Annotated in this window: 26 protein-coding genes and 2 pseudogenes; 13 read left to right on the plus strand and 15 right to left on the minus strand. The window is 70.2% G+C overall.

Going from position 1 to position 25,849, the window contains the following annotated elements; all coding sequences use genetic code 11:
- Positions 1-72 precede the first annotated feature (72 nt).
- Entirely contained in the window at positions 73-939 is an 867-nt protein-coding gene (locus tag AC068Z_RS06350) for an endonuclease/exonuclease/phosphatase family protein (protein WP_478552850.1), read from the plus strand.
- 63 nt (positions 940-1,002) lie between these two features.
- Here the strand turns inward: AC068Z_RS06350 and AC068Z_RS06355 are convergent, their stop codons facing one another.
- From AC068Z_RS06355 to AC068Z_RS06370, 4 genes are all read right to left on the minus strand, one after another.
- The gene (locus tag AC068Z_RS06355) at positions 1,003-2,712 is read right to left on the minus strand and encodes a DEAD/DEAH box helicase (protein WP_478552852.1); all 1,710 of its coding nucleotides are present in this window, start codon (positions 2,710-2,712) and stop codon (positions 1,003-1,005) included.
- A gap of 90 nt (positions 2,713-2,802) precedes the next feature.
- Positions 2,803-3,006: a cold-shock protein gene (locus tag AC068Z_RS06360; RefSeq protein ID WP_478552854.1), complete on the minus strand. Its 204-nt coding sequence runs from the start codon at positions 3,004-3,006 to the stop codon at positions 2,803-2,805.
- 194 nt (positions 3,007-3,200) lie between these two features.
- Positions 3,201-3,881: an SAM-dependent methyltransferase gene (locus AC068Z_RS06365; protein ID WP_478552856.1), complete on the minus strand. Its 681-nt coding sequence runs from the start codon at positions 3,879-3,881 to the stop codon at positions 3,201-3,203.
- A gap of 128 nt (positions 3,882-4,009) precedes the next feature.
- Positions 4,010-4,411: a hypothetical protein gene (locus AC068Z_RS06370; protein ID WP_478552858.1), complete on the minus strand. Its 402-nt coding sequence runs from the start codon at positions 4,409-4,411 to the stop codon at positions 4,010-4,012.
- A gap of 53 nt (positions 4,412-4,464) precedes the next feature.
- On the opposite strand from AC068Z_RS06370, the gene AC068Z_RS06375 reads away from it, so the two are divergent.
- On the plus strand, positions 4,465-4,917 hold the full coding sequence (locus AC068Z_RS06375) for a MarR family winged helix-turn-helix transcriptional regulator (RefSeq protein ID WP_478552860.1): 453 nt from the start codon (positions 4,465-4,467) through the stop codon (positions 4,915-4,917).
- Positions 4,918-4,940: 23 nt separating this feature from the next.
- On the opposite strand, the pseudogene AC068Z_RS06380 reads toward AC068Z_RS06375, so the two are convergent.
- The 5 genes and pseudogenes from AC068Z_RS06380 to AC068Z_RS06400 form a co-directional block, all read right to left on the minus strand.
- Positions 4,941-5,721, minus strand: a pseudogene (locus AC068Z_RS06380) (sugar nucleotide-binding protein).
- Entirely contained in the window at positions 5,649-6,344 is a 696-nt protein-coding gene (locus AC068Z_RS06385; RefSeq protein WP_478552862.1) for a class F sortase, read from the minus strand. The pseudogene AC068Z_RS06380 and the gene AC068Z_RS06385 overlap by 73 nt, the downstream one beginning before the upstream one ends.
- 113 nt (positions 6,345-6,457) lie before the next feature.
- Positions 6,458-6,997: a hypothetical protein gene (locus AC068Z_RS06390; protein WP_478552864.1), complete on the minus strand. Its 540-nt coding sequence runs from the start codon at positions 6,995-6,997 to the stop codon at positions 6,458-6,460.
- A 369-nt stretch (positions 6,998-7,366) separates the two neighbouring features.
- Positions 7,367-7,840: a hypothetical protein gene (locus AC068Z_RS06395; protein WP_478552865.1), complete on the minus strand. Its 474-nt coding sequence runs from the start codon at positions 7,838-7,840 to the stop codon at positions 7,367-7,369.
- Positions 7,841-7,860: 20 nt separating this feature from the next.
- Positions 7,861-8,334, minus strand: coding sequence for a hypothetical protein (locus AC068Z_RS06400; protein ID WP_478552867.1), 474 nt, complete (start codon positions 8,332-8,334; stop codon positions 7,861-7,863).
- Between the two features lie 68 nt (positions 8,335-8,402).
- Between AC068Z_RS06400 and AC068Z_RS06405 the strand changes: the two are divergent.
- The 3 genes and pseudogenes from AC068Z_RS06405 to AC068Z_RS06415 form a co-directional block, all read left to right on the plus strand.
- Positions 8,403-8,762: pseudogene (locus tag AC068Z_RS06405) on the plus strand (SCO4402 family protein); the annotation flags it as partial.
- Positions 8,763-8,792: 30 nt separating this feature from the next.
- Positions 8,793-9,458, plus strand: a complete 666-nt coding sequence (locus AC068Z_RS06410) for a nitroreductase (RefSeq protein ID WP_478553739.1) — start codon at positions 8,793-8,795, stop codon at positions 9,456-9,458.
- A 75-nt stretch (positions 9,459-9,533) separates the two neighbouring features.
- Positions 9,534-11,069, plus strand: a complete 1,536-nt coding sequence (locus AC068Z_RS06415) for a fused MFS/spermidine synthase (RefSeq protein ID WP_478552869.1) — start codon at positions 9,534-9,536, stop codon at positions 11,067-11,069.
- 10 nt (positions 11,070-11,079) lie between these two features.
- Here AC068Z_RS06415 and AC068Z_RS06420 read toward each other — a convergent pair whose 3' ends face one another.
- Complete coding sequence (locus AC068Z_RS06420; RefSeq protein WP_478552871.1) at positions 11,080-11,547, minus strand: winged helix-turn-helix transcriptional regulator; 468 nt, start codon at positions 11,545-11,547, stop codon at positions 11,080-11,082.
- Between the two features lie 92 nt (positions 11,548-11,639).
- Between AC068Z_RS06420 and AC068Z_RS06425 the strand changes: the two genes are divergently transcribed.
- The 3 genes from AC068Z_RS06425 to AC068Z_RS06435 all read left to right on the plus strand — a co-directional run bounded on the left by AC068Z_RS06425 (position 11,640) and on the right by AC068Z_RS06435 (position 14,016).
- Positions 11,640-12,140, plus strand: a complete 501-nt coding sequence (locus AC068Z_RS06425; protein ID WP_478552873.1) for a PaaI family thioesterase — start codon at positions 11,640-11,642, stop codon at positions 12,138-12,140.
- A gap of 123 nt (positions 12,141-12,263) precedes the next feature.
- The gene (locus tag AC068Z_RS06430; protein ID WP_478553741.1) at positions 12,264-13,523 is read left to right on the plus strand and encodes an arsenic transporter; all 1,260 of its coding nucleotides are present in this window, start codon (positions 12,264-12,266) and stop codon (positions 13,521-13,523) included.
- Positions 13,524-13,527: 4 nt separating this feature from the next.
- On the plus strand, positions 13,528-14,016 hold the full coding sequence (locus tag AC068Z_RS06435) for a universal stress protein (protein ID WP_478552875.1): 489 nt from the start codon (positions 13,528-13,530) through the stop codon (positions 14,014-14,016).
- Between the two features lie 37 nt (positions 14,017-14,053).
- Here AC068Z_RS06435 and AC068Z_RS06440 read toward each other — a convergent pair whose 3' ends face one another.
- From AC068Z_RS06440 to AC068Z_RS06455, 4 genes are all read right to left on the minus strand, one after another.
- On the minus strand, positions 14,054-14,440 hold the full coding sequence (locus tag AC068Z_RS06440) for a nuclear transport factor 2 family protein (RefSeq protein WP_478552877.1): 387 nt from the start codon (positions 14,438-14,440) through the stop codon (positions 14,054-14,056).
- Between the two features lie 112 nt (positions 14,441-14,552).
- On the minus strand, positions 14,553-16,334 hold the full coding sequence (locus AC068Z_RS06445; RefSeq protein ID WP_478552878.1) for a ThuA domain-containing protein: 1,782 nt from the start codon (positions 16,332-16,334) through the stop codon (positions 14,553-14,555).
- A 17-nt stretch (positions 16,335-16,351) separates the two neighbouring features.
- Positions 16,352-19,198: a PQQ-dependent sugar dehydrogenase gene (locus tag AC068Z_RS06450; RefSeq protein ID WP_478552879.1), complete on the minus strand. Its 2,847-nt coding sequence runs from the start codon at positions 19,196-19,198 to the stop codon at positions 16,352-16,354.
- A gap of 460 nt (positions 19,199-19,658) precedes the next feature.
- Positions 19,659-20,348: a GAF and ANTAR domain-containing protein gene (locus AC068Z_RS06455; RefSeq protein ID WP_478553742.1), complete on the minus strand. Its 690-nt coding sequence runs from the start codon at positions 20,346-20,348 to the stop codon at positions 19,659-19,661.
- Positions 20,349-20,848: 500 nt separating this feature from the next.
- Here AC068Z_RS06455 and AC068Z_RS06460 point away from each other — a divergent pair, with 500 nt between their 5' ends.
- The 5 genes from AC068Z_RS06460 to AC068Z_RS06480 all read left to right on the plus strand — a co-directional run bounded on the left by AC068Z_RS06460 (position 20,849) and on the right by AC068Z_RS06480 (position 24,715).
- Positions 20,849-21,580 (plus strand): DsbA family protein, encoded by a 732-nt coding sequence (locus AC068Z_RS06460; RefSeq protein WP_478552881.1) that lies wholly within the window; start codon positions 20,849-20,851, stop codon positions 21,578-21,580.
- Between the two features lie 303 nt (positions 21,581-21,883).
- The gene (locus tag AC068Z_RS06465; RefSeq protein WP_478552883.1) at positions 21,884-22,960 is read left to right on the plus strand and encodes an NAD(P)H-dependent amine dehydrogenase family protein; all 1,077 of its coding nucleotides are present in this window, start codon (positions 21,884-21,886) and stop codon (positions 22,958-22,960) included.
- Positions 22,961-22,962: 2 nt separating this feature from the next.
- Positions 22,963-23,451, plus strand: coding sequence for a carboxymuconolactone decarboxylase family protein (locus AC068Z_RS06470; protein ID WP_478553744.1), 489 nt, complete (start codon positions 22,963-22,965; stop codon positions 23,449-23,451).
- Positions 23,452-23,505: 54 nt separating this feature from the next.
- Complete coding sequence (locus AC068Z_RS06475; protein ID WP_478552885.1) at positions 23,506-24,486, plus strand: tetratricopeptide repeat protein; 981 nt, start codon at positions 23,506-23,508, stop codon at positions 24,484-24,486.
- A 7-nt stretch (positions 24,487-24,493) separates the two neighbouring features.
- Positions 24,494-24,715 (plus strand): hypothetical protein, encoded by a 222-nt coding sequence (locus tag AC068Z_RS06480; RefSeq protein ID WP_478552887.1) that lies wholly within the window; start codon positions 24,494-24,496, stop codon positions 24,713-24,715.
- A 57-nt stretch (positions 24,716-24,772) separates the two neighbouring features.
- Here the strand turns inward: AC068Z_RS06480 and AC068Z_RS06485 are convergent, their stop codons facing one another.
- A complete protein-coding gene (locus AC068Z_RS06485) occupies positions 24,773-25,813 on the minus strand; it encodes a hypothetical protein (protein WP_478552889.1) in 1,041 nt (346 codons plus the stop codon).
- Between the last annotated feature and the right edge of the window lie 36 nt (positions 25,814-25,849).

Raw genomic sequence — 25,849 nt, forward strand, 5'->3', positions numbered from 1 at the left:
CTGCCTGGTGGCGAGCTGGAAGCGGGTGTTGGCGCACACGCCGTCACATAACCTCGTAGGTGAAGGCGTCGGATGACGTCAGACACCGAGGGTGTCCACAGCCAGGAGGCGATGTTGCTCGGAAAGAGCGCGCGGTTGCTCGCGGGCGCCATGGTCGTGGCTTGTCTGGTGCTCGTCGGCGCCAGTGAGCAGAGCGACGGCGCACGGCCCGCCGGTGCCGTCAAAGACGTCGTACCGAACCGGGTCATGACGTGGAACCTCTGCAACCCGTGCGACGAGAGCAACGTCAACCGGGCGGCGCAGATCGCCAAGTACGCGCCCCAGGTCGTCGGCTTGCAGGAAGCGTGCGAGGGCGACGTCGCGCGGATCCGGGACCACCTGGAGAACCTCCACGGGCTGGTCTACCACGTCGAGTACGGCACGGTCCTGCGCAAGTGGAGCCGCTGCGGCGGAGCGCCGTGGCGGCCGGGAGCCTACGGCCAGGCGATCCTGTCGGCGGCGCCCATGACGGACCGGGTGAACGTGGAGTACCCCGACGGCGGCTCCGAGGACCGCGGGTACATGGCCGTCACCACGCGGGTGGACGGCCGGCTGGTCCGGGTCTTCAACACGCATCTCGCCGAACGACGCCAGGAGCAGATCCGCGCGGAGCAGGCGTCCGTACTCGCCAAGGTGGTCGCCCGGCACGACCGCGCCATCGTCCTCGGCGACTTCAACGCCGTGCCGGAGGCTGCCGAACTCTCCCCGATGTGGAAGCTGGCCGCCGACGCCGACCCGCAGTGTCATCCGTCGGCCGGCGGCACCTGCGAGGTGACCACCGAGTGGCAGCTGAAGTTCGACTACATCTTCCTGCGAGGCATCGTCCCGCTCACCCACCGCGTGCAGCCCACCACGTACTCGGACCACTACCCGCTGCAGACCGACCTGGACATGGCCTGAAGCCTTCAGGCCGTCCGCGACAGGCAGGTCCGGCCCCGGGGGCATGAGCCTCCGGGACAGGCCTTACGTCGCAGGGTTACGGCGGGCGCCCCGGCGCTCGGAGCCGCGGCCGCCGTTGGCACCGGTACCGCCGGACGTGGCCCGGCGGCCCGATCCCCGCACGTCCGTGCCGTTGGCGGCGGTCGCCGCGCGCGGGGCTCCGGACCGGCGGCCGGCAGTGCGCCCGCCCGCCGCGTCGGCACCCGTGGCGGCCCCGGCTGCTCCCGTCCGGCGGGTGGAACCGCGCCTGCCGGTCGCCGTGGTGCTGCCGGCCGCGGGCGCTTCGGCCGAGGTCCGGCGGTCCGAGCCGCGGTTGTCGGTACCGCGGGCGGCACCTGCCGCCGCTCCGGCCCGTCCGCCGCGGCGGCGGGACTGCTTGCCGGGCTCGCCGCCGCTCCTGCGGCTCGTGCGGGACACCGTCGGCGGCGTCGGCTCGGGCACCTCGATCGTGACGGGCACACCGGACGGCTCGCGGGCGCCGGTGATCGTCGTCAGCGCCACGTCGCTGGATGTGACGCGGGCCGTCCGGGGGCGGATGCCCGCGTGCGACATGAGCTGGGTGACATCCCGCTTCTGGTCGGGCAGCACCAGCGTGACCACGCTGCCGGAACCGCCGGCGCGGGCCGTACGGCCGCCGCGGTGGAGGTAGTCCTTGTGGTCGGTGGGGGGATCGACGTTCACCACGAGGTCGAGGTCGTCGACGTGTATGCCCCGGGCCGCGACGTTCGTCGCGACCAGTGCCGTGACCTGGCCGTTCTTAAACTGCTCCAGCGTGCGGTTGCGCTGCGGCTGGGAGCGGCCCCCGTGCAGTGCCGCGGCGCGGACGCCGACGGCCAACAGGCGCTTGGCGAGCCGGTCGGCGGAGCGCTTGGTGTCGAGGAAGAGGATGACCCGGCCGTCGCGCGCCGCGATGCGCGTGGTGACCGCCTTCTTGTCGGTCTCGTCCAGGACATGGAGCACGTGGTGCTCCATGGTGGTCACCGCGCCCGCGGACGGATCCACCGAGTGCACGACGGGGTCGGTCAGGAACCGCTGCACGAGACGGTCGATGTTGCGGTCCAGCGTGGCCGAGAAGAGCATGCGCTGCCCGTCGGGCCGCACCTGCTCGATCACCTTGGTGATCTGCGGCAGGAAGCCCATGTCGGTCATCTGGTCGGCTTCGTCGAGCACCGTGATGCGCACGTCACGGAGGACGCAGTCGCCGCGTTCCACCAGGTCGTTGAGCCGGCCGGGGGTCGCCACGAGGACTTCGGCGCCGCGCCGGAGCTGGCCGGCCTGCTTGGTGATGGACAGCCCGCCGACCACGGTGGCCGTCCGGAGGTTGACCGCCGTCGCGTACGGCGACAGCGCGTCCGTCACCTGCTGGGCGAGCTCCCGGGTGGGCACCAGCACGAGGGCGAGCGGTGCCTTGGGCTCCGCGCGCAGTCCGGCCGTACGGGCCAGCAGTGCGAGACCGAACGCCAGGGTTTTGCCGGAGCCGGTGCGGCCCCGTCCCAGCAGGTCACGGCCGGCGAGCGAGTTCGGCAGCGTGGCGGCCTGGATGGGGAAGGGGGAGGTGACGCCCTGCGCGGCAAGGGTCTTCAGGATGCCCGCGGGCAGGCCCATCCCGGCGAAGTCCTCGACGGGAGGAAGCGCGGGCGTGGTGTTTTCCGGCAGTCGGAATTCCCTGGGAGCCGATACGGACGGTGAGGGTGACGAGGGGCGCCGGTTCGACTTCTGGGGCCTGCGGGGCATGCGGTGGTTTGCCTTCCTGAAGACAGCACAGACCGGGGTCCGCACCGTGATGGTGCGGACCCCGGTCGAGCGGAATACGCGTCCGGGCGATCAGGCGGGGGTGATGTTCTCCGCCTGGGGGCCCTTCTGGCCCTGCGTGACGTCGAAGGTGACCCGCTGGCCCTCCTGGAGCTCACGGAAGCCCTGCGTCGCGATGTTCGAGTAGTGGGCGAAGACGTCGGGGCCGCCGCCGTCCTGCTCGATGAAGCCGAAACCCTTTTCGGCGTTGAACCACTTGACGGTTCCCTGTGCCATGACGTTCTCCTTCTGGTAGGCAGAGGCCCCATCCGGAGATGCCGGAAAAACAAATAATGCGCCCGAAGGAGAGTATTCCCGTCAGGCGCACATAGGTTCATGGGTACCACAACTGCAATACCTGAACTCTAGCACAGATCGGGGACTGCTGTCGATCTTCGACGCGGCCCGGGTTGGTCGGAGCCCCTGCGTGCTCACTTCCGGCGGGCGGTGACCAGGGCGAAGGAGAGGAACTCCCCACCGTCCTCCGTCAGCATGTCGATCACCGGCTGGTTGGCCTTGAGGCCGTCCGGCTGGACCTCGGCGCAGGCCCGCGCCCACAGCAGCCAGTCCCGCCAGGCGTCCTGCTGCAGCCGCGCTGACGTGACGTCCACCAGCTCGGTGATCTCCCACTGAAAGCGCCACCACTCGGGGGTGTGCCAGGCGATGGCCTCCCAGCCGACCACCCGCTTGATGTGCGCCGGAACGGCCCCGAGTTCCCGCACCTCCCGGGTCAAGCCGGGCGTCGCCACGCCCAGTTGGCCACCGGGGCCCAGGAACCGGACCAGGTAGGGCAGGTAGCCGTCGGCCGTACCGAAGTACTCGAACGCGTCGATGCTCACGATCGCGTCGAAGCTGTCCGGCTCGAACGGCAGTGCATGAGCTTCCGCCCGTACGGCCGTCACCCGATCGGAGACCCCCGCCTCGGAGAAGACCGCCGTCGCCTCCTCCGCCGGTATCCACCAGTCCGCGGCGACGACCTCCACGCCGTACTCCCGGGCCAGGAACACCGACGTGGCGCCCTTGCCCGAGCCGAGGTCCAGGACCTTCATCCCGGGGCGGAGATCAAGATCCCGGGCCAGGTCCTCCAGCAGCCACAGTGGATTGGGTCCCATGTCGAGGCCCACGAGCCACGCCGGGTCGTAGCGCGACGAACGCGGGTACCGGTCCGGACGTACAAGATCATTCAATGCGCTCACGGGCACCCACTCAAGCCGACGTACGCGCGGGTGCACAAGCCGGTTTACGCGGGCACGTCGAGCACCTCGCGTCCGGCCCGGGCCCAGGTCTCCCGTGGGTCGAAGGTGTCGGTGGACCAGGTTCTGGAGGTCAGCGCCCCTTTCCCCCGGTAGGCGCGCATGACCGCGACGTGGGGCGGCCAGCCGACGAACCGGTGCAGTGCCGCCTCGTCACGCCAGACGGCCACCGCACCGCAGCGCCGGGCGGTCGGACGCGCCCACAGCCACATCCCGTGGGCGCCCTCCAGGTCCGGCCAGCCCGCGGCGAGCCGTCTGCCTGCGAGGTAGACCCGCGGCAGGTCCCGGGCGTGATCGAGCCGGAAGTCGGTGACGCTGACGAGGACGGGGCCGTCCCGGCCGTGATCGGGCCCGGGCGCCCAGGTCGACCGCAGAATATTAGTAAGCATCTGCCTACGATCTATTCATGCGTACGATCCTGTCAACGGGTAGGTTCGCTGCCATGAACGCAGCTACCGGCAACGGGGACAGGCCCGACCTCGCCGCGCTGGTCGTCCCGCTCGGCCGTGCCCTGATGGCAGCCGAGCAACCGATCCTCGAAGAACACGGGCTGACCATGTGGGCCTACGCCGTGCTGTCGCACCTCGACGAGCGGCCGCTGCGCACCCAGGCCGCGTTGGCCGAGGCGATCCACGCCGACAAGACGCGGATCATCTCCGTACTCGACGACCTCGAATCACGCGGGCTCCTGACCCGCCGCCCGGACCCCGACGACCGCCGAGCCAGGCTGCTTTCACTCACCCCGGACGGCCGACGGCTCCGCGACACGGTCACAGCGGCCGTCCAGGAAGGCGAGGAACGCCTCCTCGGCCGGCTTCCGGCAGCCGACCGCGAGGCATTCCTGCGCAGCCTTTCCGCGCTGTACGAGATGAGCCGGGGCGGGCCGGTTCGCTGAGGCGACTTCGTTGTGGTCCCCGCTCAGAGCTCCCGGCAGTCCGTCCGCGTCCCCGAACGGCCACCCGGCTGGGAGGTCTGGCCTCGGAGGAACTCTCTCGCTCCGCGCAGCCGGGTGCGCAGGCGTCGCTGGGTGGCGTTGCTGTCGAGACGGACGTCCAGGGCGCCGGGAAGCGGACTGTCGGCTCGGCGTCCTGCCGACAGCCGGCACGCGTCGAGCCCGTCGCGTCGGGCAATGAGAACGCCGAGTTCGTGACGGCTGAGGGCATCGGCCCCGCCGAGGTGGAACATCCCCGCTTCGTCGGACGCGGCGAGGTCCAGCAGGCCGGAGGCGAGATCCTGCACATGCACCGGGCAGCGGATGTCGTCGGTGAACAGAACCCCCTCGCGGGTGCCGGCGATGAGGTCATGGGCCAGGCGTTCGTGCACGGAGGCGCCGTGTCCGATGATCAGTGACGTGCGCGCGACGGCGGAGGCGGGGGCGAGCAGTCGCACGGCGGTCTCGGCGGCGGCTTTCGCCGCGCTTCGTCGCGGCTGCCGCCACATGGGATGCTCCGTCGGCGGTGACGGTTCAGTGGATGCCTCCGCTTGTCGCGTTGACGACGACAGCGGGGTGAGGGGCCGCCCGTACGTCATCGATGTGCGCCGGGGTGCACAGGTCCGACTGGTGCCCCGTTGCGCCGCGCGGGCTGGAGGGGTCGGTGGAGTACGTCGCGGCTGTTTCCCGGCCCGTCACTTGAGGTGGGCGAAGACCACGAGGTTGTCCGTGTAGTCCTTGGCCGCGCGGTCGTAGTCGCCCGCGCAGGTGATGAGCCGGACCTGGGCCTGGGGAGTGTCGCCGTAGACCCGCTCGTCGGGGAAGTCGTCCTTGGCGAAGGTCTCCACGCTGTCGACCACGAAGGTCGCCCTGCGTCCGTCGGCCCGCTTCACGTGGAAGACGTCGCCCTTCTCCAACTCCCCGAGCTCCGCGAACACGGCGGGTGAGGTGGCCGTGTCGACGTGGCCGGCGATCACCGAGGTGCCCCTTTCCCCGGGTGAAGCCCCTTCCGCGAACCAGCCGACGAGGTTGACGTCGTCGGCGGGCGGGGGGTCGAGTTGCCCGTTGCGGCCGATGGCCAGCGCCGTGAAGGGGGCGTCCACGGAGATCTTCGGGATGAGCAGCCGTACGGGCTTCGAGCGGGGCAGGTGCTTGGACGCCGGACGATCCGCCGGTCCACCAGCCGGCCGACCTGAAGGCGGAGCCGAGGCGACCGACCGCGCCGGAGCCGACTGGGTGGCGGTGCTGGACGGCTCGTCGTCGCCGAACACGATGATGGCCAGCACCGTCAGGGCCACGGCCAACAGGATCAGCAACCGGGTTCGGAACCCTGATGTCGTCTGAGCCGTATCGGCGTCGGCATCGGTGCGGGAAGTAGGACGAGCTGCCATCGGGACACCACCTCACCTGGGCACAGCAGCAGAGCGGACGGGCTGTGTGGGGGCCGCGGGGCCGCCACGCGGCACACGCGTGGCGGCCGCGGCGGCTATGTCATCCGGCATGGTCAGGCCACGCTTCCGGCCGACTTCTTCCGGCGCGCCGCGTACAGACCGGTGCCGGCGACGGCCAGGACCGCGAGCCCACCGGCGGTCATCGTCGGCGAGGCCAGCCCGCCGCCACCGGTGTGCATGCCGCCCTTGGGCTTCTCGTGGTCACCCTTCCAGGAGTCGTCCTCGTGCTTGCCGCCCCAGTCCTCCTCGTGCTTGCCGCCCGAGGAGTCCTCCTTCTTGCCGTTCCAGGAGTCCTCGTCGTGCTTGCCGCTGCCGTAGTCCTTGTCGCTGTGGTCCTCCTGAGGGGCGGTCACCGCGGAGAGCGCGCCGCCGCCGGTGTGCATGCCGCCGCGGGGGGAGTCATGGCGCGACTCCTTGCCGTGGTCCTTGCCGTGCTCGTCGCCGTACTCCTTGCCGTACTCCTTGCCGTGCTCCTTGCTGTACGAGGAGTCCTCGTGGTCCCAGTCGTCTCCGGCGGCGTAGGCGCCGGGAGCACCGAGGAGGACGACGGCCGAAGCCGCCGCCGTGGCGAGCAGAGTGCGTGCAGAACGCATCTGACATCCCTTCTGCCGATGAGCGGGCCGCTGATGCTGCATCAACTGGTTGGTCCCGCATCGACGTGATCCACAGTCAGCGGGGAACGCGGCGCTCGCCACTCAGGACGACCCGCCGGGTGACGGACCGTCGGCTGTCTGCCGGAATGTCAGGCCTCGGCCGGAATCGCCGGGCCCCCTCAGAGGCCGCCCCGATCTGACGGTGGCTGCGCTCGTGATCTGCGGTGGAACGATCACGCCCCCTAAGCGACGACCGAAGCGATAGGCACCGCACTCCCCGAACTCGCTCCCCTACCCGCTGATACTCCATTTGGCTCGGGGGAGGAGAACTGGCCCGGACCTCAGTGCCGCTTTCCCGTCTGGACAGGTCTAGCGGAGAGGCCCGCATTCATCGATCAGCACGGTCGGCTCCGACAGGAAGATGTCCTGGTCGACGGGGCCGTAGGCGATGTTGAACGTGTCGAGCCAATACGACCAGCCGCGTATCCCCGAGGCACTGCTGAACCGGTAGTTCAGCTGCCAGCGGACCCAATGGCCCGGAAGGAGCCGAACAGCTGGGGGCCTGCGAGGCCGGGGCGGCAATCCGAACAGCGGCTCCACGCGAGCGAGCACCCGGAGGCGGTCGCCTTCGTCCCGCAGGCTCACGCCGATATGGCGAAGATCCTTACGGCTCTCACGTCGCTCGAATCCGTCATGCTCGGACATGTCGACGTAATGGGCGAACCCCGCGGGCAACCGAGGCAGCGCCAACCCCAACGGCACCGTGTTCCTTCGGGCAGCGGCCTCCCCGCCCCGGGACTGCTTCGTCCAGGACGTCTTGATCCACTGCACCGTGATGTCCACCGGCTGCTCTGGTCGGCCCGTCACTGGTCGTCAAGGGAGGCCTGGCGGGCGAGGAATTCCTCGAAGGCCGCCTTCTGCTTCGGATCCATGAAGCTCTGTTGGACATCGCGGGCCCTCTCCTGGAGCCAGTGCGCCTCGGCGGGGTCCAGGAGCTCGGCGACCACCACGCCTCCGCGAGCGACCGCCGTGCGGCCTCCCGCGCGGCGGCGAAAGAGCGTGAACTCGCCGAACTCCGCCGGATGGGCCAGTTCCCGCTTCTCCGGTGCGGCTCCGCTCTCGCCCCGAGCGTCACTTGTCACGTACGCAGTCGGTGCCCAGTGCTCCCAGCGTGCCAGCGTGGCCGCTGGTACGAGCACGGCGCGCTCGGTCTCTTCGCCCCCCTCCCATATGAACGTGACGTTGACGGGCTCGCCCACCGCCTCGGCCAGCCCGAGCACCCTCTCCACCTCATCGTTGATCGGGTACGCCGCCACCACATCGATCTCAATCCCCATAGCGCCCGAGGCTACTGGCCACCTCTGACACCGGGCACGGCTCCAACGCTTGGCCATAGGCTCGGTGCGTGACGGATCACGGCATTGAGCTCCCTGCGTTCCGGCTTCATGTCGTGACTGCGGTTCTGGCCCTCGCGAGTCCTTCTTGGCAGCGTGATGTCTGGCTGCGGCCGGAGGAGTTCGAGGACTTGGACTACGTGGTCCACGTTCTGTTCGACGACTTCTGCGACGCGGACGATCCCGGGCCGTGGCTGGGCAAGAGCCTTCGGACCGAAGACGAGGTCGGGCTCATCAGAGAGCTGGGTGAGGTCTACTCCGCCGTACAGGAGGACGTGGGTCCCGCTGCCCCGGACGAGGCCTATCTCGATGCTCCCGCTTGGAACGACGTGGTCGCGGTCGCGGGCAGGCTGGCTCGGCTGATGGTCACCCATGACCTCCAGGCCGCGGCACGACAAACCGTGGATGTATATGAGGCCGTGGAAAGTCGGCGGGCCGTGCGGGCGTTCAGTGGTGAGGCGGTGCCCATGGACGTGCTCGGGCGGGTGCTGGAGGCGGCTGCGCGAGCTCCGTCGAGTGGGAATCTGCAGCCGTGGCATGTGTTCGTCGTGAGCGGCGAGCCCTTGGCCGAGTTGAAGCGGCGCGCGACGGCCAGGGCCCGGTCGGGGGACCGGGGTGATGAGCGGGAGTATCCGATGTACCCGGCCGAACTGGTCTCGCCGTATCTGGACCGCTTCGCCGCCGCTGCCGCGCAGCGGTACGAGGCGCTGGGCGTCGAGCGCGACGATCCTGACAGGCCGGTGAAGCTTGCCGCCCTGAACGCGGAGGCGTTCGGGGCGCCGGTCGTTCTGTTCTGCTACGTCGACCGGACGATGGGGCCCGGGCAGTGGGCGGACGCGGGGATGTACCTGCAGACCGTCATGCTGTTGCTGCGGGCGGAGGGGCTGCACAGTTGCCCTCAGGTGATGTGGACCATGTACCGGAAGACCGTCAGCGAGGCTGTCGGGGCCGACGACGGGCTCGTTCTGGTCTGCGGTGTCGCGGTGGGGTTCGAGAAGGAAGGCGGGCCGCGGACGCGGACCGGCCGCGCGGACCTCGCGGAGACGGTCAGCTTCATCGGACCGTGACCCGGTGGCCCGTAACCATCAGCAGGGTTCGCTCAGTTGCTTGCTGTGGCTGAACCGCGTGGAAGGATGTCGCCCGTGACCGGATCGCCTGCCACGCCTGTCGCCGAGGGCACGCCTCGCGCGTACGGCCTGGGTGCCCGTGCCGCCGTCCTGCTGGTGTTCACCTCCTCGGCGGCGGTCCTCGTGGTCGAGATCGTCGCTCTGCGGCTGCTGGCGCCGTACCTCGGTCTCACCCTCGAGACCAGCACGATGGTGATCGGCATCGCCCTGACCGCCATCGCCTTCGGTTCCTGGCTGGGCGGCGTCATCGCGGACCAGGTCAATCCACGTCGGCTCATCGGCCCCGCGCTCGGGGTGTCGGGCGTGGTGGTGGCGCTCACCCCCGCCGTGCTGCGCACGACGGCGGAATGGGCCCCGGCGCTGCTGTTGCTGATCGCGGCGCTGACCATCCTGGTGCCGGGCGCGATGCTGTCCGCGGTGACGCCGATCGTGACCAAGTTGCGTCTGACCAGCCTCGCCGAGACCGGCACGGTGGTCGGCCGGCTGTCCGGCGTCGGCACGGTCGGCGCCATCTTCGGCACCGTCCTCACCGGCTTCGTCCTGGTGTCGCGGCTCTCGGTCAGCGGGATACTGATCGGCCTCGGGACCCTGCTGGTGGTCGGCTCGGCGCTGGTCGAGTGGCGGACCCGCGGCTGGACCGGCACCCCTGCGCTGGCTCTCGCGCTCGTGGCCGGCGGTCTCGCCGCCACGGTCGCGCCCGGTAGCTGCGACACGGAGACCCGGTACCACTGCGCGCGGGTCGTCGCAGACCCCGACCGGCCCGGCGGCCGCACCCTCGTGCTGGACGGCTTGCGCCACTCCTACGTCGACATCGACGACCCGACCTTCCTGAAGTTCGCGTACGTGCGTGCCATCGCGTCCGTGGTCGATGCCGCCTTCCCCGAAGGTGAGCCGCTGACGGCCTATCACGTGGGCGGAGGCGGGCTGACGCTTCCGCGCTACCTCGAGGCGACCCGCCCCGGGACGCGCAGCCTTGTGTCCGAGATCGACAACGGGGTCGTACGCATCAACCGCGACCAGCTCGGTCTGGGCTCGCCCGCCGGGATGGACGTACGCGCCGAGGACGGCAGGCTGGGTCTGCGGCGGCTCGGCACAGCCAGTCGTGATCTCGTCGTCGGTGACGCCTTCGGGGGCGTCAGCGTGCCGTGGCACCTCACCACGGTGGAGGCGATGACGGACGTACGGCGGGTGCTCGACGAGGACGGCGTGTACGTCGCCAACCTCATCGATCACGGTCGGCTGTCCTTCGCCCGTGCGGAAGTGGCCACCCTCGCCGAGACTTTCGAGCACGTGGCCCTGGTCGGCAAGCCGGTCGACATCGGCCTCGACCCGGCCGCCGCTCCCGAGGGCGGCAACCTGGTCGTCATCGCCTCCGACCGGCCCGTGGACCTCGCCGCGACCCAGGAAGCGCTGGACATCCGCAAGACCGGCTGGAAGGTCAGCACCGGCGAAGACCTCACCACCTGGATCGGCGACGCCCAACTGCTCACCGACGACTACGCACCCGTCGACCAGCTCCTGCAGCCCTACAGCCCGCGAAGCGGCCAGTGACCGAGGAGTCCTACGCCCGTCTGCGCGCGCCGGGGCCCGGGCGGGCGGAGACGTCTCTGGGGGACAGGGCGACGTGTTCCTCGGTGCATTCGACGACGACGCGGACCGGTGCCTCGCAGCCGACGTGCCGCATGTCGACGACCGGGCCCGCGGGGTCCGCCGCGTGGGCCTCGCCCCACTGGCCCAGCGCGACGAGCACGGGCCACAGGTCCCAGCCCTTGCGGGTCAGCCTGTACTCGTTGCGGGAGCGGCTGCCCGGCTCCTGGTAGGGAACCGTCCTGAGGACACCGGCCTCGGTCAGCTTGCGGAGCCGGTCGCTCAGGACCGCCTCGGACAGTCCGATGTGGCGCCGGAAGTCGTCGAACCGTCGGATGCCGTTGGCGGCGTCCCGCAGGACGGACAGCGTCCACTTCTCTCCGACCAGATCGAGTGTGTTCTGGACGGGACAGTTCTCGGTGCTGACGTCGAGCCACTCCATGCCCTCATGCTAAGCGCTGACTTCTCCTTTGACAGTCAGGGAAGCGCCGGGCTAGCTTCGATCGACGAAGTCAGCGGAGAGGATGCCGAAACATGGGACGCACACGTACCTACGAATGGGACGACCCCGCGACCAGTGCCGCCGCGGTGGGCCGCGCCTCCGGCATGGACTTCCTGGCGGAGATGCTGGCGGGCCGCCTGCCGTCGCCGCCGATCTCCGCAACCCTCGACTTCACGCTCGACGAGGTGGCCGAGGGCAGGGCGGTGTTCTCGATGACGCCGGGGGAGGAGCACTACAACCCGATCGGCAGCGTGCACGGCGGGGTCTACGCGACCCTGCTCGACTCGGCGGCGGGCTGCGCCGTACAGACCACGCTCCCACCCGGCATGGGCTACACCTCGCTCGACCTGAACGTGAAGTTCCTCAGGCGCGTCACGGCGGACACGGGTCCGGTCCGGGCCATCGGCACGGTCGTCAACCGGGGCCGGCAGACCGCGCTCGCCGAGGCCCGGCTGGTCGACGCGAAGGACCGCCTGCTGGCCCACGCCACGAGCAGCTGCCTGATATTCCCCGTGCCTCCTGCGGCGACCTGAGCGGCCGGCACGGAGGGCGCGGAGAGCGCGAAGGGCTCGGTACCCAGGATCCCCAGCCGGGCCCAGTACCTTTCGGTGTGATGTACAGGCGGTTCGGCCGCCGTCGCGCGGAAGGAACTGGTCCTGAACACCCAGCTCGCGGAGGCCCTCTCCGTGGCCCTGCTCGTCCTGGTACTGGCCTGTGCGGTCATCCGCCCCTTCGGATGGCCGGAGGCGGTGGTCGCCGTCCCGGCCGCCGCGCTGTTGATCGGTACCGGGGCGATCCCCCTGCACGACGCGCTGGACGAAGTCGAACGGCTCGGGCCGGTGATCGGCTTCCTGGCGGCCGTACTGGTACTGGCTCAGCTCTGTGACGACGACGGGCTGTTCCAGGCGTGCGGTGCCTGGATGGCGCGCAGCGCGGCGGGACGGCCACGGCGCCTGCTGGGCCAGGTGTTCCTCGCCGCGTCGGCGATCACGGCGGTCCTCAGCCTGGACGCCACGGTGGTGCTGCTCACGCCGGTCGTGTTCGCCACCGCGGCCCGGCTCGGAGCACGCCCCAAACCGCATGTGTACGCCTGCACCCACCTGTCGAACACGGCCTCACTGCTGCTGCCCGTCTCCAACCTGACGAACCTGCTGGCGTTCTCGGCCAGCGGGCTGAGCTTCACCCGGTTCGCCGCGCTGATGGCCCTGCCGTGGGTCGCCGCGATCGCGGTCGAGTACGTCGTCCTCCGCCGCTTCTTCGCCACCGACCTGGACGCCGGAGCCCAGGCCCCCTCCGCCGCCGAGACACCACGACTGCCGATGTTCTCGCTGGTGACCGTCGGGTGCACGCTGGCCGGGTTCGTGCTGACCTCGGCGGTCGGGATCGACCCGGCCTGGGCGGCCACAGCGGGCGCCCTGGTCCTCGCCGTGCGAGCCCTGCTCCGGCGCCGCACCACACCACGGGCGCTGCTCAGCGCCGCCTCCCTTCCCTTCCTCGCCTTCGTGCTCGCCCTGGGGATCGTGGTGCGGGCGGTCGTGGACAACGGGCTCGATGACGCTCTGGGGCGGCTGATCCCCGCGGGCACCGGGCTGCCGGAACTGTTCGCCGTCGCCGCGCTGGCCGCCGTACTCGCGAACGTGATCAACAATCTGCCCGCGGTGCTGGTGCTGCTGCCGCTGACCGCTCCGTCGGGGCCCGGTGCCGTGCTCGCCGTCCTGCTCGGGGTGAACATCGGCCCCAATCTCACCTATGCGGGCTCGCTGGCCACCCTGCTGTGGCGGCGCATCGTCCACGCCCACGACGGTGAGGTGCGGTTGAAGGAGTTCACCCGGCTCGGCGTGTACGCGGTACCGGCGAGTCTGGGAGCGGCGGTGCTGGCACTGTGGGTCTCGCTCACCGTGATCGGAGGAGGCTGAGCCCATGGCCGTGGTCGTCTGGATCGTCGAGGGCACCTGGCCCGCCTGCGTGGACGCCGCCCGCGACCATGCCCCGGCGGACGCCGCGATCGTCCTGCTGCACGTCACTCCGGCCGACGTCCCCGGCGCGGCACACGGCGCCTTCGCCGGTCTGCTGGGCCGCGGGCATCCCGAGCGCGACCCGGGCACGCGCGTGGAACATCTGGCCGCCGTGTCCGGGCAGGAACTGCTCGAAGCCGCCGCCGAACGCCTGGGGCGGCCCTGTACGCGCAGCGAGCGCACCGGGCGCGTGGAGCGCGAGGTCGTCGCCGCGGCCGAGGGCTGTGACCTGCTCGTCCTTGCCCGCGACGGGGACCGTACCCACCTCGGACCGCACAGCCTCGGCCCCGCGGGCCGCTTCGTCGTCGACCACGCCCCCTGTCCGGTGCTGCTGGTCTGGCCGGAGCCGTCGCCGGGCCTGTCCACCCTGCCGCCCCCGCCGCCTCGTCGCTGACGGGTGGGGGCACCCCGCCGACGCCGGGAGAGCCCTGTCAGTCGGCTTCCGGCGGGACGGGTGTGGCCTGGTGGTAGTACATCCGCCAGCCCGTCCCGTCGCTCCGCGCGCGCCAGAGCGAGCTGCGGCGCGCCCGCCGGCCGTCGATCACGGTCTCGTAGGTGAGGTGCACGAGCCCGGGTGCCAGTACGACGCCCGTGATGTCCGACGGCCGGTAGCGGGGGCCTTCCTGCGAACCGCCCGCCATCTCCGGCAGCGCGGCGAGCATCTCGTCGTAGGTCCATCGCCGGCCGGACGCGCCGACCTCGACGAACTCGGGGTCCAGCAGCTCCGCGGCCGCGGATCGCGACGCGCGCACGGTGGGGTCCATGAGGCGCAGTTCGCCCTCGACGGCCCGCTTCACCTCGTCCGGTGCATGATTCACCGTCGCATTTTCCCCTCTTGCCGCCGGGAGCCGTGCACCAGTGAGGGCCGGGGAAACCCCGGCCCTCACCGTCATGTGTCCCGCGGGGGGCTCCTATCGGTCACTCACCCGGTCAGGGAAGCGTCCACTTCTGGTTGGGGCCGGTGTGGCAGGTCCACAGGTGGACGGCGGTGCCGTCGTTCCAGGTGCCCCCGGATGCGTCCAGGCACTTGCCGGACTGGGGGTTGCGGACGGTGCCGTCGGGCTGGGGTGCCCACTTCTGGGCGCCGGTGTTGTTGCAGGTCCAGAGCTGGATCCTGGTGCCGTCGGCGGAGCCGCCGCCCGAGACGTCCAGGCACTTGCCCAGCGCCTTGAACGTGCCGTCCCCGGCGATGGTCCAGTTCTGCGCGCCCGAGCCGTTGCAGGTCCACAGCTGGACCTTCGTACCGTCGGCGGTGTTGGAGTTGTCGACGTCCAGGCACTTGCCGTTGACGCCCTTCACCGCACCCGAGCGAGGACCGGGCGACGTGCCGCCCTCCGCGTCGATGCGGATGTTGCGGAACGCCACGTCGTCTCCGTCGCCGTGGTTCTGGATGCCGATGTGGCCCTGCTTCAGGCTGCGGGCTGGGTCGGTGTTGGTGAAGTCGTTGATCTTGCGGCCGTTGAGGAAGATCTCCAGCCGTTCGCCGGTGACCCGGAGTTCGTAGGTGTTCCATTCGCCCGGCGGGTTCAACGCCGCGTCGCGTGCCGCGATGTCGGCGGACTTGAACCCGTACACCGCGCCCGTGGTGCGGTCGGCCGCGTCCGTGGCGTCGATCTGGATCTCGTACCCGTTGTTCACCGCCGACCAGGGGTCGTCGGAGGCGGGGAAGCCGATGAAGACACCGGAGTTGTCGTCGCCGGCGGCCTTCCAGTCCAGCTTGAGGGAGTAGTCGCCGGTGAACTCCTTGCCTGCGTACCAGAGCATGCCCAGTCCGCCGTAGGAGGTGAGACTGCCGTCGGCGAGGGTGAAGCCGCCCGGGCCCGCCTGCCGCCAGCCGGTCGTGGACGAGCCGTCGAACAGGGAGGTGTAGCCGGTCTCCGGGCGGCAGTCCGCCTCGGTCATGCCGGCCGCCCAGCGGATGCCGCCGAGGAGATGACGGCGGAAGGCGGGTTCGGTGTAGGACTCATCGGTGTGGCCGCCGCCGGTGTAGAAGGCCCGGCCGCCCTGGTAGTCCTTGCACCAGGCGATGGGGTGGTCCCCGGACATGTTCCCGCCCGAGTAGCTCGACTCGTCCAGGGAGGCGAGCACATGGGCGGTGGTGCGGGGGTTGGTGCGGTAGTTGTACCACTCATCGGTGCGCTGCCAGGTGGCGCCGAGGTGGGCCGTGGCGTCGTGGGCCCGGTCCTCCACCTCGACGGTGGCGGACTGGATCGCCGGGTGGGAGTGGAACAGTGCGCCGGCCAGGCCCTCGTAGAAGGGCCAGCCGTACTCGGTGTCGGCCGCCGCGTGGATGCCGACGTAGCCTCCGCCGCCCTTGATGTACTGCTCGAACGCGGTCTGTTGGGGGTCGCCGAGCACGTCACCGGTCGTGGAGAGGAAGACGACCGCCTTGTACTGGCCGAGATTGCCGGTGGTGAAGACCTGGGGGTCCTCGGACGCGTCGACGGTGAAGTTGTTCTGCGTGCCGAGGGCCCGCAGTGCCGCGATGCCGTCGTCGATCGAGGAGTGCCGGAATCCCGCGGTCCGGGAGAACACGAGAATCTTGTACGCCGGATCGGCGGCCGCCTGTGCCGCGGGGCGGGCGGCCGGCGCGGCCTGTCGGGTCGGGGCGGCCGGTTGATCCGCCGGGGCGGGCAGGGCGGTGGCCTGCGGGGTCAGGCAGAGCGCGAGGCCGGTGAACAGGCCGAGAACCGCTTTGAGTCGCGTACGCATGTCGAGTCGCCTCCTTTCTACGGAAGGGTCCACTTCTGGTTGGCGCCGGTGTGGCAGGTCCACAGGTGGACGGCGGTGCCGTCGTTCCAGGTGCCGCCGGACGCGTCGAGGCACTTGCCGGACTGGGGGTTGCGGACGGTTCCGTCGGATTGGGGTGCCCACTTCTGGGCGCCGGTGTTGTTGCAGGTCCAGAGCTGGATCCTGGTGCCGTCGGCGGAGCCGCCGCCGGAGATGTCCAGGCACTTGCCGAGCGCCTGGATGGTGCCGTCCCCGGCGATGGTCCAGTTCTGTGCGGTGGAGCTGTTGCAGGTCCACAGCTGGACCTTCGTACCGTCGGCGGTGCCGGCGTTGTCGACGTCCAGGCACTTGCTGTTGACGCCCTTGACCGCACCCGCGCGGGTTCCGCCGCCGGAGGTGGTGAAGGAGAACTCGTCGACGTCGAAGAGCGATCCGGCGCCGCCCTTGAAGACCAGGTACAGCTTCGTGGTCCCGCTGGGCTGGTTGGTCAGGCCGGTGGTCACGTCCTGGAAGGTCTCCCAGCCACCGGTCACCGGTACGGTCGCCGTGCCGAGCAGGGCACCGGTCGGGGACCCGCTGCGGACCTCGATGGTGCCGCCCGCGCCCGCGGAGGAGACCCGGGCGGTGAACCGGGTGACGTTGTCGAGGGCGTACGGCGTGAAGGAGATCCAGTCGCCGTTCTCGATGTAGCCGACGGTCTTGCCGCCGTGCGCCGGGCCGTGGCTGACGACCTGGACGCCGGCGGAGTCGCCGTAGTGCTCGGCCTGCCGGTGGGAGGGCTGGATGATGTGCTGGTCGTGGGTGGTCAGCGCGGGCTGGCCGCTCGCGCCCTTGTCGGTGTACTCGGCGTCGAGGACGCCGAAGATGTTGGCGTTGGGGTCGTGTTCGCCGTCGGCCAGGGTCTGCAGCGTGCCCGTGCAGCCGGTGGCCGAGGTCTGCGGGTGGCCGTGGCTGTCGTGTCCGACGATGAAGGAGACCTTCACCTTGGAGCAGTCGATGGTGCCGTCCTCGGGGTCGGTCACCGTCACCTTGAACGGGATCGCGGCGCCGAAGTCGTAGATACGGCCGTCCGCGGGCAGGTCGATCTTCACGGTAGGCGCGGTGTTGCCGACGGTGATCTGCACGGAGGCCGTCGCGCTCTTGCCGGTCGGGTCCGTCACCTTCAGCGTCGCCGTGTACTGGCCGTTGGCCGTATAGGTGTGCGAAGGGTTTGCGGCGGTGGAGGTCGCCCCGTCGCCGAAGGTCCAGGCGTAGCTGAGAGCGCCGCCGTCCGGATCCGAGCTGCCGGACGAGGAGAAGGTGACCGCCAGCGGGGACTTTCCGGAGGTGACGTTCGCCTTGGCCTGCGCTATCGGGGCGAGGCCGTCGGTGACGTGCTCGATGCGGTACAGGGCGGAGTTCTCGTCGCCGTTGAAGTAGCCCGTGCCGTAGTCGAGGACGTACAGGGCGCCGTCCGGGCCGAAGGCCTGGTCCATCACCTGGGTGCCGCTCCAGGGGAAGGGGTTGATGGACTGCACGGTGCCGTCTCCGGCAGCCTCGACGCGTTTGATCCAGCGGCGGCCGAACTCGCCTGCGAAGTAGTCGCCGTCGTACTCCTGGGGGAACTTGACCTCGGAGGTGGAGGCGGCGTCGTAGCGGTAGACCGGGCCGCCCATCGGGGACTCGGAGCCGCCGCCGAACTCCGGTACGGACGTGCCGTTGTACGGGATCCAGGCCGGCTGCGCCGGAGGCAGGTCGATCAGGCCGGTGTTGCGCGGTGAGGTGTTCCTGGGCGCGGAACAGGCGAACTTCGCGCCCGAGGCGCCAGAGGCGAAGTCGTAGTCGGTGTAGGCGTCGTTCTTGCCGGTGCAGTACGGCCAGCCGAAGTTGCCCGCCTGCGTGATCCGGTTGAACTCGACCTGGCCCTCGGGCCCCCGCCCGGGAGAGGCCGTTCCGGCGTCGGGGCCGTAGTCGCCGAGGTAGACGATGCCGGTGGCCTTGTCCACGCTCATCCGGAAGGGGTTGCGGAAGCCCATCGCGTAGATCTCGGGGCGGGTCTTGGCGGTGCCGGGCGCGAAGAGGTTGCCGCTCGGGACGGAGTACGTCCCGTCCGCGTTGACCTTGATACGCAGCACCTTGCCGCGCAGGTCGTTGGTGTTGCCCGAGGAGCGCTGGGCGTCGTAGGCGGGGTTGCGGCCGGAGCGCTCGTCGATCGGGGTGTAGCCGTCCGAGGCGAACGGGTTGGAGTCGTCGCCGGTCGACAGGTAGAGGTTGCCCGCCGCGTCGAAGTCGATGTCGCCGCCGACGTGACAGCAGATGCCGCGCGAGGCCGGAACGTCGAGGATCTTCTTCTCGCTGGTCAGGTCCAGGGTGTTGTCGGTCTTCAGGACGAACCGGGAGAGCCGGTTGACGCCGTCGAACGGCGCGAAGTCGGAAGCCGAGCCGTCGGAGGGAGCGTCGCCACCGGGCGTACTCAGTTTGGGGGCGTAGTAGAGGTAGACGAAGCGGTTGGAGGTGAAGGCCGGGTCCGCGGCGATGCCTTGGAGGCCTTCCTCGTCGTGGCTGTAGACGTCGATTTTGCCTGCCACGGTGGTGGTGCCCGCCGCGTCCGTGAGCCGGACGGTGCCGTCGCGCGAGGTATGCAGGACCGAGCGGTTCGGCAGGACGGCGAGAGTCATGGGCTCGCCCATCTCGGCCACGCCTTTGGCCAGCGTGACCTGCTGGAACTCCGCGGCCGCCGCGCTCGCGCCGTCGGCCGGGTCCGGCGCCGCGGCGGCCGCGGTGCCCGGTGTCAGGCAGCCGGCGGCACACAGCACTGCCAGGGCCAGGGAACGGACGAGTCTGGGTCTGAGCTGTCTTGTGCGCACAGACGTCTCCCGAGGTGTGGGGATGGCAGCAGGACACGATCGGTCCTGAAAAGGGGAGAAACCGGCGCGCGCCGTCGCGCCGTCGAACCGGGCTTCATGGGCGTGACCGGTTCATTTCAAGGAAGTTAGCGGCCTTGGTCCGGGCGCGTAACCCCTTTCGCGTCAGATCCTTCAGCTTTTTCCGTGATCAGGACAAAGTCGGGGGTGCCCGTGTGAGCACTGCGCTGGTGGAAGCCGTGTGGCCGACGGACGTGCGTGAGTGCGCCGCACGGCGCCGGGTCGTGGGCGAGTTCGCGTTCGCTATGAGATGAGTGGCGGGACTGGGGAATCAAACGCCCGAGTAAGGGGACTTGGGGGGCAGGCCGGGTTGGCGGCGTTCCCCTAGGGGGCTGACCTGGTTAGGCTCCTCTGGTTCAGACCAAGTGCCGGGGGAGCCGGGGGTGGGGAGCCTGCCGTGTGGTCATGACAGGCTGCCCCGCTCGCAGATCTGGCGCGCGACCTCGCGGAGCTTGACGTTGTGGGCCTGGGAGTACCGGCGCAGGACGTCGAACGCCTGTTCCTCGGAAAGATCGTGGCTGCCCATGAGGATGCCCATGGCCTCCCCGATGGTGTGGCGGGTGGCCATGGCGTGTTCCATCTGGGCGTGCGTGCGGGCGCTGGAGAAGGCCACCGCGGCGTGCGAGGCGAGCAGCCAGCCGGCGAGTTCGCTGGTCTCGGTGAAGGCTCCCGGCTTGCGGGAGTAGAGATTCAGGGCGCCGAGTTCCTCGTCGTCGGTGTAGAGCAGAAAGCCCATCATGCTGCCCACCCCGAGTTCATGGGCCTGCGGGGCGAAGGCGGGCCAGCGCGGCTGCTCCTGGGTGAAATCCCGGATACGCAGCACGCGCTCGCCGTCCTTGGTGTGGGCGGCGTCGAAGCACGGGCCCTCGCCGAGCCGCTCCTGCAAACGGTCGCTCTCCATGACGAGCGGCTCGGTCGGCGCCAGCGACTGGATCTTGTTGCTGTGCAGCACCAGGATGCCGGCCGCCTCGCAGCCCTCCACCAGCTCGATGGCCGAAGCGGTGATGCGTTCCAGAGTGCCGGTGAGCGACTCCTGCGACAGCAGGTCCCGCGCCATCGACGCCATCTGCTCTGCGAAACGGGCCCAGTCCATTGCCTCTGCCACCTCTCGCTCCGCCTCGCTCGATCCGTGCCCGCGGGGGCCCTACCGCTAGGTTCGCATCCTGGGCGGGGTTGTGAGCGGCGTTGTCTGACGGGTGTCGTCGGAGCGACGTGAGCGGCCCGGGGCGCGGACACGGCGGGTGCTGATCGTCGGGCGGGGCGTGGGTCCGTGCGGTCGTCGTGGGGGCGGATGCGCGGCGGCGAAGCCGTCGCGGGGCACGGATCTGCGTCGCCGGCGGCCGGTCGGTGACGTCGTCGGCGGACCCGATGGAGGGGTCGGCCTCCGGAGGAGCAGGTTGCGTACGACTGGGCGGAGGCGTGCGATCAGGCGGCACCGGCTGGATTTCCGCGTGCCGACGGCTCTCGTGGTGGGGGCGCCGGATTGAGGGTGCGCGCCGAGAGGCCGTCTGTGGGCGGATCAAAAGATCTTCCTGCTGCGATTTTCGCACCGATGATCTAGGGTCGCGCTGTTCTCTGGGGAGGGGATGACGCATGATGCGTGGGGGCTGGTGGGCTGTGCTGGGTGCGGCCGTGGTGCTGACGGTGGCGGGATGCGGGCAGAGCGCGCCGCAGGCCGCCCCAGTGTTCGAAAGTGCGGAGGATCTGCCGGAGAAGCTCGGTGCCGACGGCACCACCATTGTGGTCGGCGACCCCGACGCGCAGCTGAAGGTGCGCTTGTACGAGGACCCCCGCTGCCCGGCCTGCGAGGAGTTCGAGACGATCGGCGGCGGCCCCCGACTTCGGCAGGCAATGCTCGATCGCCAGGCCAGAACCGAGTACACCCTCGCCTCCTTCCTGGACGACAGGGCCGGCGGCAGCGGATCGAAGAGAGCGGTGAACGCGCTGCGCGCAGCGTTGGAGGAGGGCAGGTTCGTGGAGTACCACGAGGTGCTCTACGACAACGCTCCCGAGGAGAACGTCGACGGCTACACCAGCGCCTACCTGCTGAAACTGGCCGACCAAGTCGATGGCCTGCGCAGTCCGGAGTTCGACGCGGCCGTGACGTCCATGAAGTACCGCGCCTTCGTGACTGCCTCGGAGAAGGCCTACGAGCGGGCCGGAGGAGCGCAGGATCCCGAAGGCCCCGGTACACCCACCGTGGTGATCAACGACAAGCAGATCCCGGTGGAGTACAACGCGATCCTCTTCGAGAGCGACACCTTCGCCCAGCTCCTTCAGCGGATCCACGCCAATCCGTGGGAGTGGGAGGAGACCACTCTGTAGAACGCCCGCCCGCTCGTCCCTCGGCGCCGTTAAGCGGACGTCGGCGCTGGGGACGGCGAAGCTCCCGTCACGGCTGCGGCGGGCGAACGCGACCAGGGCCGCCAGCACCTTGTAGAGGGTGGCACTGCCCACCCGTACCGCCCAGGCGCCGAGCCGGTCACCGGCCTCGACGATGCCCGGCGCCGTCGGAACTCATGGACGTCCCGTCGCCGCCCTCGAACGCCTCAACAGCCCGGAGAGTCCGCACTCTTTGCCTGTTGCATGACTATGGGAAGTTTTGGGCCGCATCGTTACCCTCCGCCCATGATTTCGACGGTGGTGTGGGGCACAGGGAACATGGGACGCGCGGCCGTCCGAGCCGTCGCCGCGCACCCGCTGCTCAGCCTGGCAGCGGTGTTGGTGTCCAGTCCGGCCAAGGTCGGCAAGGACGCGGGCGAGTTGGCCGGACTCGATGGGCGTCTCGGTGTGCCGGCGACGGACGATGTGGACGGGGTCCTCTCCAACGGCCCCCGCGCGGTCGTGTATACGGCGTCCGGTGACGTCCGCCCGGACGGCGCGATCGAGGACGTCTGCCGGGCGCTGCGCGCGGGCGCGGTGGTCGTCACACCGTCCCTCTACGGCATGTACGACTGCACCAACGCCCCGGAGGAGATCCGCGGCCCGCTGCTTCAGGCCGCGCTGGCCGGGGGAGGCTCGCTGTTCGTGTCGGGCGTGGACCCCGGTTGGGCGAATGACGTGCTCCCCCTGCTGGTCAGCGGGCTCGGCTCCGACATCGACGCCGTCCGGTGCCAGGAGATCTTCGACTACTCGACGTACGACCAGGAGGAAGCGGTCCGCGACCTGGTCGGTATGGGACACCCACTGGACTATCAGCCGCTGATGCTCGCCGAAGGAATCCCCACGATGATCTGGGGCGGCCAGCTGCGGATGATGGCACGGGCCCTGGGTGCCGAACTGGACGGTATCGAGGAGAAGTTGGAGCGCCGGGCTCTGGAGGCGTCGGTCGTCACCGCCCGGATGGGGGAGTTCCCGGCCGGTACGCAGGGAGCGGTACGCCTGGAAGTACAGGGCATCGTGCAGGGCGAGCCGCGCATCGTCATCGAACACGTCACCCGTGTTCACGCCACCTGCGCACCGGACTGGCCGACACCACCGGACGGCGGGGCCGGCGCACACCGCGTGGTCATCGAAGGACGTCCCCGCATCGAGGTCACGGTCGAGGCCACCGACGAGGGGGAGAACAGGGCGGCCGGTGGCAACGCGACCGCGGCCGGCCGACTGGTGAACGCCATCGACTGGCTGGCCGAGGCCCGACCGGGTCTCTACGACGCACTCGACGTCCCGCTGCGCCCCGCGGCGGGCAGGCTGGGAAAGAAGTGATGATGCAGATCGACATCCCCGAGGGCGCCGACCCCCTCACCTACGTCTGGGGCGAGATGGTCCCCGGGATCGGCGCCGCGGCCGGCGCGTTCTCCCTGGCCGTCTACGAGCACACGACCCTCGGACTGCGCGAGTTCGAGGCCGCCCGCCTGCGCATCGCCCAGATCAACGGCTGCCTCTTCTGCCTGGACTGGCGCACCGAACGGGACGGGCAGAGGGTCGAGGAGGGCTTCCTCGACGCGGTTGCGGACTGGCGTACGACGGATGCCTTCGACGAACGAACCCGCCTGGCCGCCGAGTACGCGGAGCGCTACGCGAGCGACCACCACAACCTGGACGCCGACTTCTGGACCCGGATGACGGCGCACTACAGCCAGGCGGAGATCGTCGAACTGAGCATGAGCATCGGCTCCTGGCTGGCGTTCGGCCGCCTCAACCACGTCCTGGGACTCGACAGCACCTGTGTGCTGCCGACGCCACAGCGTTCCTGACCCCCACCCGACCCACCGGCCGGAAGGCGTCCAGGTCAGGGATACCCTCGGACGGTGTCGCATCAGGGATCAGCAGGAATAGGCCTCGCGCGGGTGATGGCGCACTGTGGGGGCAGCCCCGCGGCAGCCGTCCACTATCTGGCGGGTGCCATCGCCTCCGCGCCCGAGAACCCCGAGCCCTACGAGGCGCTGGCCGAGTTGTGGCGGGACAAGCCCTCGGAGCTGGCCGAGGCCGTTCAGGACGCCGGCTCCCTGCGGGCGGTGCTGGCGCGGTCGTACGTCTGCTTCCTGCAACGCGACATGGACGAGGCCGCGCTGGCGATGGGCTCGGTCACGGGTGCGCAGCCCAGCATCGCCTGGGCGAGGGCCCCTTGGTTCAGCGATGACCGGTTTCTGAGTGCTGTGACGGCGGACGCCCTGGCCGAGGCCGCGATGCGGACGATGGACTACGGCCACGACCTGAACTCCGACGGCATGCGCGAACGGATGCGTCCCTGGTTCGATGCCATCGAGGCGGTCTCCGCCCGCGAGCCGGTGCCGGAAGCGCTGGCCAGGATGGCGATCCTGCTGCGGGCCTGCGGTCTCACCGACGCCTCGTTCGCCCTCTGCGACCAGGCGGACGCCGTCGAGCGGATCATGCTGACGGAGGTCGTGCGAGCGGGTACCTGGCGCAAGCTGGGCGAGCCTGAACGGACCGTGGCGGCGTTCGAGCGTGCGCTCGCCCTGGACCCGGCCAACTGGTCGCTCTGTCTCGACCTGGCCGATGTGCACGCCGAGCAGGGCGACTTCACGTCGGCGGTCCAGCGGGTCGATCAGGGACTGACGTACGAGCCGACCGAACTCACCCTGCGCGCGGCCGGAGCGGCCTACCGGGCACGCCTGACCGGCTCGCCCGCCGAGCTTCGCGAACTCATCGATCTGGCACCGGAGTTGCCGAACGACTCCTACCTCGCCCTGCTGATCGACCACGCCTGCGCCGGCCCCGCCCTGCCCGCCGGGCTGGTGGCTGCCGCCCGCCGCATCACGGACACCTGAGGCCGAAATGACCCACAATCTCGTGGATCCGGCGACGATCAGCAGGGAGATGGCGGTCCAGATCCGCACCTGGCGCGTCGACGAGGACTTCAGCTGGCGCGCCGTGGCCCAGGCCGCGACCGACCTGTGGGGCTCCGCATACGGCAGCAACCAGCTGTACGGCGAAGACCTCTGCCGGGCCGCAGCGCAGGTGCTGGGCGAGGACCCGTACCGGGAACCCTGGAACTGACCCCTGTAGGCTCCCAGTTGAGCATCCGCTGGACCACCACCGAGGTGAAACGACCTTTCAGTCGCGCGCGTCGGAGAAGCTCACCCGCACCGCGACCACCGCACCCGACGCGTCCAGGTCGGCCCACACGGGGAAGCAGCCGTCTCCCCAGCTCGTCATCGCGCAGAGCAGTCGGGCGTCGCCCACGTCCACCGCTCCGGCCTCGGCTTCGGAGGCGCGAACCTGGCGCATGACCTGCCAGTGATGGGAATGGGGACGGAAGTCCACCATCATGCGGCGCCCGGTCCGCTCCTTCCAGCGCTGCAGGGTGAGTACCTTCTCGATGGCTTCCGCCACGGTCAGCCCGGTCCACCCGCGGATGCCGTCCTCGCCGGGTTCGCCAAGCGCCGGAGCCGCGAACGCTGCGGCGGCTTCCTCCTCGGCAGCGCCCCAAAAGGCCACGTCGGCCAACCCGTCGACGGACTCGTCGTGTTGCCAGAGGTTCAGGGCGTCGGCATCTCCGAACAGCACGCGGGCCCGGTCGACGCCGACGTCACCCAACAGCACGGATGACTCCACCGGGACGTCGCTCAGCCGAACCGACATCTCCGACCGACGCGGTCCGGCTCCGTCGCCCCGATCGACCCGCGAAGCGAACACCGGCAGATGACGATCGCGGGGCAGCCCTCCGGCCACCACGACAGGCACCCCGAACATCAGGAAACCGCCGCCGCCTTCATCGGCAGTGCGGCGCGCGCGTCGGGCGTGTGGTTCGCGGTGCGGCAACGCCTCCAAGCGAGCGTCCAGACCAGCGGCCGTGCAGTGCTCATCGAACATCCTGCCGAGCTTCACCGCCTGCGAGGCCGGGATGTCGTGGAGCATGGCGCCCGGCTGCCGGTCGAAGCTGCGGGCCGCGGCCGAGGCGTCCGGGCCGACGACGGCGAAGTCCACCGAGTTGAGTACTTCGGCAGCCGTCGCCGGGTCGTCGACGCCGAGCAGAGCAGGATCGATCTCCGCCGGCGACCGCTCTCCGCTCCACAGCCCCAGAAGTCCGCCGTCAATGACGACCAGGGCCCCTGATGGGCAGCTGATCTCTCCCAGCCTGACGATCTCTTCCATGGCGCGCGAGTCTACGATCGCCCCCGCCGACAGCCG

It is taken from the genome of Streptomyces sp. NPDC043726 (assembly GCF_056436565.1).

Excerpts from the sequence above, each read along its gene's own strand:
- AC068Z_RS06485 (WP_478552889.1), bottom strand. The coding sequence starts at position 25,813 with ATGGAAGAGATCGTCAGGCTGGGAGAGATCAGCTGCCCATCAGGGGCC.
- AC068Z_RS06465 (WP_478552883.1), top strand. The coding sequence starts at position 21,884 with ATGATTTCGACGGTGGTGTGGGGCACAGGGAACATGGGACGCGCGGCC.
- AC068Z_RS06350 (WP_478552850.1), top strand. The coding sequence starts at position 73 with ATGACGTCAGACACCGAGGGTGTCCACAGCCAGGAGGCGATGTTGCTC.
- AC068Z_RS06390 (WP_478552864.1), bottom strand. The coding sequence starts at position 6,997 with ATGCGTTCTGCACGCACTCTGCTCGCCACGGCGGCGGCTTCGGCCGTC.
- AC068Z_RS06385 (WP_478552862.1), bottom strand. The coding sequence starts at position 6,344 with ATGGCAGCTCGTCCTACTTCCCGCACCGATGCCGACGCCGATACGGCT.
- AC068Z_RS06480 (WP_478552887.1), top strand. The coding sequence starts at position 24,494 with ATGACCCACAATCTCGTGGATCCGGCGACGATCAGCAGGGAGATGGCG.
- AC068Z_RS06435 (WP_478552875.1), top strand. The coding sequence starts at position 13,528 with ATGGCCGTGGTCGTCTGGATCGTCGAGGGCACCTGGCCCGCCTGCGTG.
- AC068Z_RS06360 (WP_478552854.1), bottom strand. The coding sequence starts at position 3,006 with ATGGCACAGGGAACCGTCAAGTGGTTCAACGCCGAAAAGGGTTTCGGC.
- AC068Z_RS06375 (WP_478552860.1), top strand. The coding sequence starts at position 4,465 with ATGAACGCAGCTACCGGCAACGGGGACAGGCCCGACCTCGCCGCGCTG.
- AC068Z_RS06355 (WP_478552852.1), bottom strand. The coding sequence starts at position 2,712 with ATGCCCCGCAGGCCCCAGAAGTCGAACCGGCGCCCCTCGTCACCCTCA.
- AC068Z_RS06420 (WP_478552871.1), bottom strand. The coding sequence starts at position 11,547 with ATGGAGTGGCTCGACGTCAGCACCGAGAACTGTCCCGTCCAGAACACA.
- AC068Z_RS06365 (WP_478552856.1), bottom strand. The coding sequence starts at position 3,881 with ATGGGACCCAATCCACTGTGGCTGCTGGAGGACCTGGCCCGGGATCTT.
- AC068Z_RS06425 (WP_478552873.1), top strand. The coding sequence starts at position 11,640 with ATGGGACGCACACGTACCTACGAATGGGACGACCCCGCGACCAGTGCC.
- AC068Z_RS06460 (WP_478552881.1), top strand. The coding sequence starts at position 20,849 with ATGATGCGTGGGGGCTGGTGGGCTGTGCTGGGTGCGGCCGTGGTGCTG.
- AC068Z_RS06455 (WP_478553742.1), bottom strand. The coding sequence starts at position 20,348 with ATGGACTGGGCCCGTTTCGCAGAGCAGATGGCGTCGATGGCGCGGGAC.
- AC068Z_RS06470 (WP_478553744.1), top strand. The coding sequence starts at position 22,963 with ATGCAGATCGACATCCCCGAGGGCGCCGACCCCCTCACCTACGTCTGG.
- AC068Z_RS06370 (WP_478552858.1), bottom strand. The coding sequence starts at position 4,411 with ATGCTTACTAATATTCTGCGGTCGACCTGGGCGCCCGGGCCCGATCAC.
- AC068Z_RS06445 (WP_478552878.1), bottom strand. The coding sequence starts at position 16,334 with ATGCGTACGCGACTCAAAGCGGTTCTCGGCCTGTTCACCGGCCTCGCG.
- AC068Z_RS06400 (WP_478552867.1), bottom strand. The coding sequence starts at position 8,334 with ATGGGGATTGAGATCGATGTGGTGGCGGCGTACCCGATCAACGATGAG.